Origin of the sequence: Dyella jejuensis (assembly GCF_044904675.1) — a bacterium.
In the GTDB taxonomy this organism is placed as follows: Bacteria; Pseudomonadota; Gammaproteobacteria; order Xanthomonadales; family Rhodanobacteraceae; genus Dyella_B; species Dyella_B jejuensis.
The window spans coordinates 194681-208794 of the sequence record NZ_JADIKJ010000015.1 but is presented as its reverse complement, the minus strand read 5'-3'; the positions used below and the strand labels follow the sequence as shown (position 1 = coordinate 208794).

The 14114-nt window shown below is 61.9% G+C and carries 6 protein-coding genes; all 6 read left to right on the top strand.

Annotated features, from left to right (window positions below; translation table 11 throughout):
- Nucleotides 1-97 precede the first annotated feature (97 nt).
- Nucleotides 98-3106, top strand: a complete 3009-nt coding sequence (locus tag ISP15_RS14065; RefSeq protein WP_404548243.1) for an Ig-like domain-containing protein — start codon at nucleotides 98-100, stop codon at nucleotides 3104-3106.
- A 177-nt stretch (nucleotides 3107-3283) separates the two neighbouring features.
- Complete coding sequence (locus ISP15_RS14060) at nucleotides 3284-6313, top strand: Ig-like domain-containing protein (protein WP_404548242.1); 3030 nt, start codon at nucleotides 3284-3286, stop codon at nucleotides 6311-6313.
- Nucleotides 6314-6793: 480 nt separating this feature from the next.
- Complete coding sequence (locus ISP15_RS14055) at nucleotides 6794-8242, top strand: DHA2 family efflux MFS transporter permease subunit (RefSeq protein WP_404548240.1); 1449 nt, start codon at nucleotides 6794-6796, stop codon at nucleotides 8240-8242.
- 678 nt (nucleotides 8243-8920) lie between these two features.
- Complete coding sequence (locus ISP15_RS14050) at nucleotides 8921-9466, top strand: fimbrial protein (RefSeq protein WP_404548239.1); 546 nt, start codon at nucleotides 8921-8923, stop codon at nucleotides 9464-9466.
- A gap of 233 nt (nucleotides 9467-9699) precedes the next feature.
- Nucleotides 9700-10449 (top strand): fimbrial biogenesis chaperone, encoded by a 750-nt coding sequence (locus ISP15_RS14045; RefSeq protein ID WP_404548238.1) that lies wholly within the window; start codon nucleotides 9700-9702, stop codon nucleotides 10447-10449.
- A gap of 157 nt (nucleotides 10450-10606) precedes the next feature.
- Nucleotides 10607-13531, top strand: a complete 2925-nt coding sequence (locus ISP15_RS14040) for a fimbria/pilus outer membrane usher protein (RefSeq protein WP_404548236.1) — start codon at nucleotides 10607-10609, stop codon at nucleotides 13529-13531.
- Nucleotides 13532-14114: the final 583 nt, after the last annotated feature.

Sequence of the window (14114 nt, the reverse complement as noted above, 5' to 3'; positions counted from 1 at the left end):
CAGCATCACGCAACGCCATGCCCGTTTTCATTGGGTCGGCGAGAAACCTCGCAACTGATACGGCATGCCCCTGCATGCAAGAAGTCTTAGGAAAAACATGACTGATAAAAATACGGTATTGGGATATACCGCATCCGCGCCAACGGTCTCCTCGCATTCGCCAGCCACTATCACGGATGTATACAGCAATTATGGCGACGATCGGGGACCTATCTACGACGGCGGGACCAGCTATGACATATGGCCGGATATAGAAGGCCAGGCCATGCCAAACAGCCTGGTCTACATTTATGACGGCAGTACGCTGCTGGGCAGCACGCACAGCAATGCGCAAGGCTACTGGGTCTTTTCTCTAGAGAAGCCGCTTGGCGACGGTTCGCATGTGTTCAAGGCCGCTGCCGCCGGTGAACCTGCCGGCGCCGATTTTTCGATGACGGTCATTGCGCCGCCGCCGAGCATCTCAGAAGTGCAGGACCGGGTTGGCGACATACAGGGCACTTATTACAGCGGCTCGACCATCGACGATGCGCACCCCAGCCTGAGTGGCTACGCCGAAGCCGGCAGCCTGGTGACGATTTACAGCGACGGCCGGTTGATCACTACCGTGACCGCCAACGAATACGGCGGCTGGAATACAGCGATCGACTTGCCCCAGGGAACGTATCATCTTGTCGCGGTCGATGCGGCCGGCCGCACCAGTGCGCCGTTCGATGTGACGGTGGTGGCACCCAAGATCGATCCGGCGCCCACCATCGACCGTATCTACGGCAGTGAAGGCGGCCAAGGCGGTCTCGTGAGCGAAGGCGGTACCACCGAAACCACGCGCCCGAACCTCTCTGGCACGGCGGCCCCTTTAAGCCTCGTAACGATCTACGACGGTGACCTGAACCATCCGATCGGCACGGCAAGGGCCGATGGTTGGGGCACCTGGCAGTTCATGCCGTTAACCGATCTTGCCCAGGGCACGCATCAATTCATCGTGGCCACGGCGAGCAGCGCGCCCAGCGCCGCCTTCGTCATCGATATCGAGCCGGTCGCGCCTCCGGCAGCGGTGGTAATCACGAGCGTCTATGACGACGCGGGTGCCTCGCATGGTTACCTTTCCAGCGGAGCCATCACCGACGATACCCAACCGCTGTTGCAAGGTACGGCAGTGCCCGACAGCCTGGTGACGATCTACGACGGCGATCGCAATCATCCCATTGGCACGGCGCAAGCCGGTCAAGACGGGCAGTGGAAATTCATGCCGGGTACGCCGCTGAGCGATGGCGAACATCACTTCATTGCGACGACCGAGCATAGTGCGCCCAGCGCCGAATTCACGGTAACCATCGTGACCGCTCCGGTGAGCGGCGAGGCCCCGGCAATCACCAGCCTGTTCGATTACGAAGGTGCGCAGCAGGGCGCTGTCCATCAAGGCGACACCACCGATGCGACGCATCCGACCCTGTGCGGCACCGGCGTGCCCAACAGTATCGTGACCATCTACGACGGCGACCTGAGCCATGTGCTTGGCAGCGCGCGGGTCTATCCGGACGGCAGCTGGAATTTCACGCCAGACGCTGCGCTGGGCGACGGCCTGCACAACCTCATCGCGGCCGGAGGGGATGGTGCAATCAGCGCTCCGTTTACTGTCACCATCGATAGCGCGGTTATTCCACCCATCGCCATGCCGCCGGAAATCCTGCATGTTTCCGATGCGGATCATGCAGCGGCCGGCCTATGGAACGACAGCACGACGATCAACGATCCACGGCCGCTGTTGCATGGCCTGGCAGCGCCCAACACCCTGGTGACGATCTACGACGGTGATCGCAATCATCCCGTCGGCACGGCGCAAGCCGGTCAAGACGGGCAGTGGAAATTCATGCCGGGCACGCCCTTGAGCGAGGGTGCGCATCATTTCATTGCGACGACCGAGCATAGTGCGGCCAGCGCCGAGTTCACGGTAACCATCGTGACCGCCCCGGCGAGCGGCGAGGCCCCGGCGATCACCAGCCTGTTCGACTACGAAGGTGCGCAGCAGGGCGCTGTCCATCAAGGCGACACCACCGATGCGACGCATCCGACCTTGTGCGGCACCGGCGTGCCCAACAGTATCGTGACCATCTACGACGGCGACCTGAGCCATGTGCTTGGCAGCGCGCGGGTCTATCCGGACGGCAGCTGGAATTTCACGCCAGATGCTGCGCTGGGCGACGGCCTGCACAACCTCATCGCGGCCGGAGCGGATGGTGCAACCAGCGCCCCGTTTACCGTCACCATCGATAGCGCGGGCATTCCGCCCATCACCACGCCGGTGCTGAGCATCGATGTGGCGATGGATAACGTGGGCTTCTACCAGGGGGCGCTGCAAAATGGCGCGCATACCGACGACACCACCCCGACCTTGCAGGGCTCGGCGGCCGCCAACAGTATGGTGATCGTCGCCGATGGTACGCATGTGCTCGGCACGGCAACCGCCAACGAGTTCGGCCAGTGGAGGTTTACGCCGGAGCAACCGCTCGAGCCCGGCGCGCACCCGTTCACGGTCACCGATGCCCAAGGTGGCCGGAGCGCACCGTATGCGATCACCATCGATACCCCCACTTCGGCGCCGGTGATCGATCATGCGCATGACAATACCGCGGCTTCGCAAGGCGACTTCGCCAGCGGTGGTGTGGTGCACGATACGCATCCGACATTGGTGGGCTATGCGCCGGCGGGCAGCGTCGTGACCATCGCCGATGGCGACCAGGTCCTTGGCGTTGCGCGGGCCACCAACAAGGGCGAATGGACGTTTTCCATGGAACTGGGCGATGGCGTGCACCATCTTACGGCGTCGACGGCAAATGGCAGCAGCGAATCGTTTGTACTTATCGTGGAAGCACCCGTCGCGGGCAACGCGATCAACGCTCTTTCCGTCGCCGACGTGCTGCATGGCGGCGAGACCGAGCTGTTTGCCATGCAGCCGGTACACGATGATGCGTCACTCGTCTTGCATGGCGTGGACGGCGACCAGGGCAACGGTGTCGCGAAGGCGCCGGTTGCGATGTCGAACGATGTCGCGCTGCTCAATATCCACCAAGCGCTGCCCCATGAAGCCATCACCACGCATGTGATGTAACCGGAAGTGATTGGCGCACGTATTGCACGATGCGTGCGCCAACCGCTCTTTACCCGGCGCTGGCGGCTCGTATTCCAGCCGCAGCATCACGCAACGCCATGCCCGTTTCATCGGGACGACTGGAACTCCTGCAATTAATACAGCATGCCCTGCATGCAAGAAGTCTTAGGAAAAAACATGACTGATAAAAATACGGTATCGGGATATACCACATCCGCGCCAACCATCGCCGGTGTCAGCGATGGCATGGTTGGCGATCATGGCAACCAACCCAGCGGCGCGGTGGTGGGCGATACCCACGCGCTGCTCAGCGGCACGGGGACGCCCGGCAGCGTCATGACCATCCGCGATGGCGGCACGGTACTTGGCACGGCGCGCGTTCCCGACAGCGGTCAGTGGACTTTCTTTCCACCGCAACCGTTGGACGAAGGCACCCATCAACTTACCGCATCACTGGACAGCGGTCCGTCGAGCCAGCCATTCGAGCTGACCGTGGACACCTCGATCCTGTCGGTACCGAGCATCCAGTACGCAGGCGACCATCTGGACAGCGGCGCGAACACCGACGATACGCATTTGACCCTGCACGGCACGGCACGCGCGAATTCGGTGGTAACGATTTTCGATGGCGGCGAGAAGATCGGCATCGCGCTGGTTGGCGCCGACGGCAGCTGGTCCTATCAATCGAAAACGGCGCTCGCCCAGGGCGAACACCATTTCACCGTGGGCAACAGCAGTGGCGCCGTCAGCCAGCAAGCGTTCGACGTTACCGTAGGCACGCCGGCCGCAGCGCAGGCCGACATGGCAAGCATGAGCGTGGCGCATGATGCCGCCCCCAGCGCCACCATGGCCGCCGACGACTTCATCCTGCCGCGCCCGATCATCGATACCGTGTACAGCAACCAGGGCCCGTGGCAAGGCTATATCGGCAATGGCGCTACCACCCTCAACGCGCAACCGGTCATCGGCGGCTCGGCCGAACCCGGCACGTGGGTGTCCATTTACGATGGCAACACTTTGCTGAAGACCGTACAGTCTAACGATCGCGGCCGCTGGAGCTTTGTTGTCGACAAGCCCCTGGACGATCACGCTCAGCATGCCTTCGTGGCCAAATCCGAGGGCGCGCCCGATAGCGTGCCGCCGTATGTGATCAACGTCGATAGCGTCGTGCACGCGCCGACCATCGATCATGTCTATGACGATGCCAGCGGCAAGCAGATCGACCTGCATAGCGGCCAGAACACCCTCGATACCACGCCGACCCTGGTCGGCACGACGGTCGCCAATGGCATGGTCGCGATCTACGACGGCGGCAAGCTGGTCGATACCGTTCAGGCCACGGCGAATGGCCAGTGGTCGTACCCGCTGCAACTCGGCGAAGGCAGCCACGCGATCAGCACCTCGCTGGGCGATAGTCCGGCTGGCAATGCGTTCGTCATCAACGTTGAAGCGGCGGTGTCCGTACCGGCGCCCGGGCTGAGCATCGACTATGCGGACGATCACGCAGGCGCACAACAAGGCCATATCGCAAGCGGTGCGACCACCGACGATACCCACCCGACGTTGCACGGCACGGGTCCGGCCAATGCGGTCGTCAAGGTGCTCGATAACGGAGTGGCGGTTGGCACGGTCTTCACCGACAAGAACGGCGCATGGACGTTCGAGTCGAAGACGGCGCTGAGCGGCGACCACCAGTACACCGTTACCTCGCTGGACGGTTCGACGGTCAGCCAGCCGTTCGTCGTCCATATCGAGGCACCCGCACCCGCACCGCAACCGGCGCCGGTCATTGCTTATGTCTATGACGATGTCGGCCCCAGCCAAAGCTTCCTGAGCAACGGTGCCAACACCGACGATGCGCGTCCGCTGCTGATCGGTTCGGCGCAACCCAACAGCCTGGTCACCATCTACGATGGCGACAGCAATCACCCGATCGGCACGGCGCTGGCCGATCCGTCCGGCACCTGGCGTTTCACGCCGGATGCGGACCTGTCCAACGGTACGCACAGCCTGGTCGCCTCGACCGCCAACAGCGCGTTGAGCGAGGCGTTCGTGATCCATGTCATCCCGCTGGAGGCGGACCGTACCCCGACCATCGCCTATGTCTACGATGACGTCGGCAATTCGACCGGCTACCTGGCCAACGGCGCCAACACCGACGATGCGCGTCCGCTGCTGATCGGCTCGGCGCAACCCAACAGCCTGGTCACGATCTACGATGGCGACAGCAATCACCCGATCGGCACGGCGCAGGCCGATCCGTCCGGTACCTGGCGTTTCACGCCGGATGCGGACCTGTCCAACGGCACGCATCACCTGGTTGCCGGGACCGCCAACAGCGCGCTCAGTGCGGAGTTCGTCATCAATGTGGATACGGTTGCCCATCCGCCGATGATCACCGGTGCCTACGACCATGTCGGCAATACGCAAGGCGACCTGCAAAGCGGTGCGACCACCGATGACACCCGTCCCGTGTTGAGCGGTACCGCGGCGGCTGGCGATACGGTATCCATTTTCGATGGCGGCAAGCTGATCGGAACGGCCTATGCCGAAAACAATGGCCATTGGTCGTTTACACCCAACGCCGCGCTTCTCGATGGCACGCATAGCCTGACCGTTTCGGTTCCGGGGCAGGCGGCAAGCGATCCGTTCGTCATCACGGTCAATACGGTAGCGCCGCCGCCCGTGCTCGCCATCCAGTTCGTCGACGATCAGGTCGGCAGCCAGGTTGGGCACATGGCAAGCGGATCGACCATCGATGATACCCGCCCGACCATCTACGGCACGGCAGCAGCCAACACCACGGTCACCCTCTACGATGGCGACAATAAATTGGGCATCGCCCTGGTCAACAAGAACGGCGAATGGACCTACCGTCCCAACACGCCGCTGGCCGAAGGCGACCACAATCTTACGGTCGTCGCCCGCGATGGCAGCAGCGGCGAGTCCTTTACGATCCACGTGGATACGCATGCGGCAAGCCAGTTCAACAGCTTGTCGGTGGGTGATGTGCTCGCGGGTGGCGAAATGGAACTGTTCGCCGCGCATGTCCCTCAGGATGACGCACGCCTGAGTGTGCATGACATCGCTGCAAGCCAGTCGGCGCCGGAGAGCATGGCGATGCATGTACCCGTCGCCATGCATGAAGTCGCATCGAACGCAGCACTGTTGCTGCCGCATGAGCAGATGACCGCGCATGTGATGTAAGCGGTAAGCGGTTGCCCCTGCGTATGGTCATCCCATGCGCAGGGGCGACCTGGCAGCCATGCACTTCTCCTTCTCCCTTCCGGGGAGAAGGCCGGGATGAGGGAACAACCTCGCGACATTACAGCTACCCACCACCCCTTCTCCCCTTCGGGGAGAAGGCCGGGATGAGGGGACAACCTCGCGACATTACAGCTACCCACCACCCCTTCTCCCTTTCGGGGAGAAGGCCGGGATGAGGGAACAACCTCGCGACATTACAGCTACCCACCACCCCTTCTCCCCTCCGGGGAGAAGGCCGGGATGAGGGGACAACCTCGCAACATGGCAGCTATCGAAGCAGTGCCCCGTGAGGCGACCTGCAAACTCCCATCGAATACCGCAAAAAAGCCTTCAACCAAAAAAAGTCGATAATGCCGATCTCCGTCGGGCGGCTTCGACATGACTACAGATGCGCCCCTTTTCCGGCTACCAGGATCGCTCATGCCCCTCGCTGCCAGCAGTCCCTTTGCGCATCCTGATCGCCGCTGGCTGGCACTGGTGCTGTTATGCCTGGGCGAGCTGATGATCGTGCTCGACACCACCATCGTTAACGTCGCGCTGCCTTCCATCAAAACCGATCTCCACTTCGATGACACGTCGCTGGCCTGGGTGGTGAATGCCTACATGCTCACCTATGGCGGCTTTTTGCTACTGGGTGGACGCCTCGGCGATCTATATGGACACCGCCGCCTGTTCCTCCTGGGCATCGCCGGCTTTACCTTCACATCATTGGCTTGCGGTCTGTCCACCACGCAGTCCGCACTGGTGATCGCGCGCAGCGTGCAGGGCCTGGCCGGGGCGGTGGTATCGGCGGCGGCGTTGTCGTTGATCATGGATCTGTTCGCCGAGCCAGGCGATCGCGCCAAGGCCATGGGTGTGTATGGATTCGTCTGCGCGGGCGGCGGCAGTCTCGGTGCGATGCTCGGTGGACTGCTGACCAGCAGCCTGAGCTGGCACTGGGTATTCCTGGTGAATCTGCCGATCGGCATGGCGGTAGCGGTGATCGCGTGGCGTCTGCTGCCGAGGGCGCCGGCCAGCGCCGCTTCGCGGCATCTGGACGTATTCGGGGCGGTCACCGTTACGGCGGCGCTGATGTTGGCGGTCTACGCCATCATCAATGGCAGCCAGTCGGGTTGGTGGTCGTTGCAGACCCTTGGCCAGCTCGGTACGGCGATGGCGTTGCTGTTGCTATTTCTGCGCATCGAAACGCGCGTGCCGGCACCGCTGATGCCATTGCGCCTGTTCAAGCTGCGTAACCTGGCGGTGGCCAATGTGGCGGCCGTGCTATGGGCGGCGGCGATGTTCGCGTGGTTCTTTCTTTCCGCGCTGTATATGCAACTGGTGCTGGGCTATGGGCCGATGGAAGTCGGGCTGGCGTTTCTGCCGGCCAACCTGATCATGGCGGTGTTCTCGCTGGGCTTGTCGGCCAGGCTGGTGATGCGCTTCGGCATTCGCCGGCCATTGGTGGCAGGCTTGGCGCTGGCGGCAGCGGGCTTGCTGTGTTTCGCGCAGGCATCGGAACACGGCCGCTTCGTGAGCGTAATCCTGCCCGGCATGTTGCTGCTTGGCGTCGGCGGCGGCGTGGCCTTCAATCCGGTGTTGCTGGCGGCGATGAGCGACGTAGGCCCAAGCGAGTCCGGCCTCGCCTCCGGTGTGGTCAATACCGCCTTCATGATGGGCGGCTCGCTCGGGCTGGCGATCCTTGCCACGCTGGCCGAGGCGCGCATGCAAAGCGTATGGATCGCGGGCGCCTCGCATGCGGCGGCGCTGGCGGCCGGTTATCGATGGGCATTTCTCGCCGGTGCATGCTTTGCCGCGCTGGCTGCCCTGCTTGGCGCTACGCTGCTGCGCACCTCGCACACGGCGATTCCGGCCACGACGTTGCATTGACCGCGTCGTCAACGAGCCGGGTTCGCGATCCCTTCCACGGTTGGGTTTCCCGCATCCCATTTGCCTGGAGCAACAATCTGCGCAACGGGAACGCTGGAAATCGAATGCATTTGAACCGGACCGGTCCGGCAGGTATTTATCTATTCGTACCAATCTGATTTGCGATACCTATATCCAAGGCCACGAAAAGAGACTAGGCCTACGCTGTATGGCCTGAAGGCATGGCGTATTCGGCGCTGTCGGCAATACTGGACGGGCACGTAAGCCGGCTGCGATCGACTTGCCTGCAAAGTGCCCAGCGTCACCATAGGCGTTTGCTTCGTTCGTTCCACCTGGCTAGTACAGAGATGGCGAAACAGCCTGCCGCCACGTTGGCACGTGGTGCACATGCACGCATGCATCTGCACCACGTACAACAACGAAAGGGCATGCGTATCTTTTCTGGTGGTGACGCCGCATTCATGCGATTCGCAAAGCGCGATGGATTAAATAAGGTATGTACGAAAATCTTTAATGGGGAATTGAAATTTCCCTAATAAAATAAGCCTTGTACTAAATCCTGGGGCGTGGACAGATGGGAAAATAGTAATCCCCCAACCTAAAACAAACTTGTGGAAAACGGGCCATTAACCTTGCGGCCAATGTGGGGGGATTCCACGCCTAATTAGGACATTACCTATGAAGAAAATTCTTCTATCCGCTGCCGTGATGGTTGGCCTGGGCATGGCTGCTTCGGTCGCCGCCGCCGCCGATGGCACCATCACCTTCACCGGCCAGATCTCGAACGTGACCTGCACCATCGACGGCAACGGCACGGGTGCCACCGACTTCACCGTCACCCTGCCGGAAGTACAGGCCTCCGCGCTGGCCAATGCCGGCACCTTTACCGGTTCCACGCCTTACAACATCACGGTCGGCGCCCCCGGCCAGGCCGGTTGCACCAACGGCACGCCCGTCTCCATCGCCTATGAGGCCGCCAGCCCGGATATCGATGCCACCACCGGCAACCTGATGAACACAGGTGCCGCGACCGGCGTGCAGATCCAGCTGCTCAATGGCGACCGCTCGGTCATCAACCTCGCCACCAACCCGGTGTCGAAGCAGGTAACCATCGCCAACAACACCGCCGTGCTGCCGTTCTTCGCGCAGTACATCGCCGACGGTGGCGCCGTGGTCGGCGGTACCGTTCAAAGCGCAGTGGAGTACTCGGTCAGCTACAACTGATCGACCGGAGCCGCGAGCACTTCAGCCTGCTCGCGGCTCTCATTTCAACCCAGGCAACACATAGCGCGATCTGACGGCAAGGCCGTGTCTTTGACCGTCATCCCGGCGAAGGCTGGGCGCAGCGACTTGCACCTACGAAGCCGCTGCGTTCCAGCTTTCCCGGCCAAGGCGGATAGCCAGCCATCGATCCATGCACCACCCACGATTTCTTCAACCCTCACAAGGAGGACACCATGCGACATTTCAGCCGCTTCATCGCCCTCGCCGGTCTGGCCCTTGCGGGGTTCACCACATTGCCCGCCGACGCTGGCATCGTCATTACCGGTACGCGCGCCGTCTATCCCGCGCAGAGCCGCGAGATCACCGTCAGCCTCACCAATGAGGACAAGAAAGTGCCACGCCTGGTCCAGGCATGGATCGACGATGGCAATGAAAAGACCACGCCGGACAAGGCCGATGTGCCGTTCAACCTCACGCCACCCGTGTTCCGCATGGAGCCGGGCAAGAGCCAGTCGCTGCGCATCGTGTACACCAAGGAGCCGTTGCCGGCGGACAAGGAGTCGCTGTTCTGGCTCAACGTGCTGGAAGTGCCGCCAAAGCCTACCGGTGACACGGCCGAGCGCAACTCGCTGCAATTCGCTTTCCGCACGCGCATCAAGTTGTTTTTCCGGCCGGCCAACCTGGCCAGTACGGTGGAAGACGCGCCCAAGCAGCTGACGTGGTCGCTGGGCAGCCAGGGTGCGAAGCAGGTACTGGAAGTGCGCAACCCCACGCCGTACTACGTCTCGTTTCAAAAAGTGGCGCTCGATGCTGGCGGCAAACTTATCGACAGCGATGAAACCGGCATGGTGGCACCGGGCGGTACCCACGTGTTTCCATTGAAGGATCGCGTTGGCACCCTGGATAGCAATGCCCAGGTGCGGTTCTCGATCATCAATGATGCCGGCGGCTTCATGCCCAAGACGGCGCCACTGAAGCCCTGACCCTTTCCAACGTGGCGATCCCGGTCGCCACGTCCGCAGAACCGCAGCCGATTCCTTTTCCTTTTCGCGCCTCTTTAAGCAGGAGAGAGAGCCGTGGCCTTCGCTATGCGCGATGTGCCACCGAAACAGGTGGCCAAAGCATTGAAAAGACATGACCATGACTAACTTACGTGCCCATAAAAACTGTCGAACCGCGCAGGCCCTGCGTATCCGCAGCTCCAGCGCGCTGATTCTGACAGCGCTTGCGCCATTCGGCACCGCTCTGGGCGCATTGTCGCCTGTCTCGCCGGCAGCCTTGCCCGCCTCGCCGTCGGCAAGCTTCGACAGTCGATTCTTCAGCTCAAGCATGGGCGAGCAGGTCGACTTGAGCCGCTTCGAAAAAGGCAACGTCGTACTGCCCGGCAGCTATCGCGTGGATATCACCGTCAACGACCAATGGCAGGGTCGCGACGACGTCACCTTCAGCGCCGTCGAGGGCCAGGACAGCGCCGTGCCCTGCTTCGACGCCACGCAGCTCAGCAAGCTGGGCATCAATCTGGACAAGGTCGCGCGTGGCGACGGCAGCACGCCGGCAGACGTTGCCGCGCATGCGCTTCCCCATGGCCCGATCTGCGGCGACCTGGGCAAGTACATTCCCGATGCCTCCGTGGCCTTCGATTCGACCACCCAATCGTTGACCCTCAGTGTGCCGCAGCTGTACATGAACAATGCGGCGCGCGGCTACGTCGATCCGTCGCAATGGGATAACGGCATCAACGCCGGCATGCTTGCCTACAACTTCAGTTCCTCGCATACCACCGGCCCGGCAAGCAGCACGCAGTCGTACCTGGGCATCAATGCGGGCATCAACCTCGGGGCGTGGCATCTGCGCCACCAGGGCTCGCTGTCCAACGTGTCGGGCCGCTATTCGTCGACGAACTACCAGAACACCGCCACCTACCTGCAACGCGACATTCCCGCCTGGGGTGCGCAAGTGGTGGTGGGCGACAGTTTCACCAGCGGCCAGGTTGCCGACAGCTTTCGCCTGCGCGGCGTAAGCCTCTTTACCGATGACCGCATGAATCCGCAGTCGCAGCAGGGTTATGCGCCGACCATCCATGGCAATGCCGACAGCAATGCGCGCGTCACCGTTCGCCAGAACGGCTACATCATCTACGAAACCACCGTCGCGGCCGGCCCGTTCGAGATCAACGACCTGTTCCCGACCGGTTACGGTGGCGACCTGGAGGTAACGGTCACGGAGGCGGACGGCCGCAAGAACATCTTTACCGTACCGTTTACCGCGTTGCCCCAGCTGTTGCGTCCAGGCACCACGCACTTCAGCGTGGCCGCCGGCCAGCTGCAACAATACGGCACCTACGGCAGCACGCCGTGGGTGATGCAGGCCACGCTGCAACACGGTTTCAACAATACGCTTACCGGCTTCGGCAGCGTGACCAGTTCGCAGGGCTACGGCCAGATGAACCTGGGCACGGCCATCAGCACGCGCTTCGGCGCGGTCTCCTTCAATGTGGCCGCGTCGCACACGCAATTGCCTGGCCCCGGCCTGCTGACCGGCCAGAGCGTGGGCGTTGCCTTCAACAAGAACTTCACCGATTCGGGCACCAACTTTGCCCTGGGCGCGTACCGCTTCTCCACCAACGGCTACCTCGATGTGCAGGATGCGGTGGCGCTGCGCGACCTTGTCAGGTACGACGGCAATACGAATCAGGTTGCGCGTCAACGCAGCCGCCTCAACCTGAACATCAGCCAGAAAATCGGCGGCGGCCAGTTGTACTTCAACGGCAGCACCGTGGACTACTGGGGCAGCAGCACAGGTCGCCAGACGTCCTACTCCATCGGTTATGGCAACAGCTACAAATCGCTGACCTACGGCATTTCCGCGCAGCGCACGCGCCTGCAGGCGGTCAACCGCACGCCCACGCAGGTCGAGGCCGAGCGCATCGACGATATTTTCTATGGCCCGGGCGCCGTGATACCCGGCCGCACCGACAACCGCATCATGCTCAGCTTCTCGATGCCGCTGGGCAGCTCGCCGCGCGCGCCGAACTTCCGCACGTATGCCTCGCGCGATACGGGCGCAAGCGCCGGCACCAGCCTGCAGGCGGGCATCAGCGGCGTTGCCGGCGACAGCCGCAACATCAACTACGAAGTGTCCGGCAACCGCACCAACGGCAACGCCGGCAGCACCTACTTCAATGGCAACGTCGGCTACCAGGGCAGCTTCGCCAACCTGCGCGCCGGCTACAGCCACAGCAACAACGCCAACCAGATTGCGGTGGGTGCGTCCGGTGGCGTGATCGTGCATGGCGGTGGCGTGTCGTTCGCGCAGTCGCTTGGCGATACGGTGGGCCTGGTTGAAGCGCCGGGAGCCAGCGGCGCAAGGGTCGGTTCAGCCGTCGGGGTCAAGGTCGATGGCGGTGGCTATGCGGTGGTGCCCTATCTCACGCCCTATCAGCTCAACACCATCGGCCTCAATCCGAAAGACATGTCCAGCGACGTGGAGCTCAAATCCACCACGCAGAGCGTGGCCCCGCACCTGGGCGCCGTGGTCAAGCTGAAGTACGAAACCGAAACCGGCCGCGCCGTGATCATCCGGGCAGCGCGTGCCGACGGCAAGCCGCTGCCGTTCGCGGCCGAAGTGTTCGATGCCGGCGGCAAGTCCGTCGGCGTCGTCGGCCAGGCCGGCAAACTGTTCGTTCGCGGCATCGCCGACAGCGGCACGCTGACGGTCAAATGGGGCAGCACCCAGGCAGGCCAGTGCCGCATCGACTACCGGCTGCCGGCGCAAAGGAAAGGTCAGCGCCAGGTTTTCGCCGATGTGATTGAAGGGCAGTGCGTTTCAACACTGGCGACCAGCGCGGCGGAAGCGACCAGCCATGCGGCAGGCGCGCATACCGGCCAGGACAGCGCATCCGTCGATCGCCGTCCAAACGGAGATCGCCGCGATGCGGGCATCAAGCTACCCGCTTCCATGCATGCTTCGGTCCTGCAGCGCTATGTCGGCCTGCGCGATGCGACCGGCCAGATTCCCGCATGGCCTGAATCAACATCCGAAAACTCGAGGTACGTCACCAGCTGACGCTACCCCCAACCAATTGCATTGCTTCGTGGTTTGCATTCAATCCAGAACTCGGTGCTACGAACGATAATCCTTTCGAGGTTTTTATGAAAAACATTTTTCGCTTAATGTGTGCACTTGCTCTCGCGCTGACACCATTATGTTCATGGGCAACCTGTCAATGGTCCAACGGAGGAGAGGTTGCCATGCTTACGCTAAAAAATCTTCCTCCAGCGCAGTTTGATCCCAACGTTCCGGATGGCACTGTCTTGTATTCGCAATACATATCTTCTGTGCGCACAACTGGCAGTTCCAGCTGTAATCCCACTATTAGTACTGGCTTCAACTATACTGGCCCAACGGGAGTCACGCCTGGAGCTGACAACACTTTTCCCACTAGCATTCCCGGTGTCGGGCTGAAAGTTTATCTCCAATTAAATAGCTTAGTGTATGGTTACGTACCTTATCCCGTTCCCGGCACCCAGCCTGGGTATTCTGTTATTTGGGATGCGCCGGGTAACGTTTGGTCAGTTGGGATATATCTCGTTAAAACTGGCCCTATCAGCACCGGCGGAACCCTTAGCGGTGAGGTTGCAGCGATATA

Excerpts from the sequence above, each read along its gene's own strand:
- ISP15_RS14050 (WP_404548239.1), top strand. The coding sequence starts at position 8,921 with ATGAAGAAAATTCTTCTATCCGCTGCCGTGATGGTTGGCCTGGGCATG.
- ISP15_RS14045 (WP_404548238.1), top strand. The coding sequence starts at position 9,700 with ATGCGACATTTCAGCCGCTTCATCGCCCTCGCCGGTCTGGCCCTTGCG.
- ISP15_RS14060 (WP_404548242.1), top strand. The coding sequence starts at position 3,284 with ATGACTGATAAAAATACGGTATCGGGATATACCACATCCGCGCCAACC.
- ISP15_RS14040 (WP_404548236.1), top strand. The coding sequence starts at position 10,607 with ATGACTAACTTACGTGCCCATAAAAACTGTCGAACCGCGCAGGCCCTG.
- ISP15_RS14065 (WP_404548243.1), top strand. The coding sequence starts at position 98 with ATGACTGATAAAAATACGGTATTGGGATATACCGCATCCGCGCCAACG.
- ISP15_RS14055 (WP_404548240.1), top strand. The coding sequence starts at position 6,794 with ATGCCCCTCGCTGCCAGCAGTCCCTTTGCGCATCCTGATCGCCGCTGG.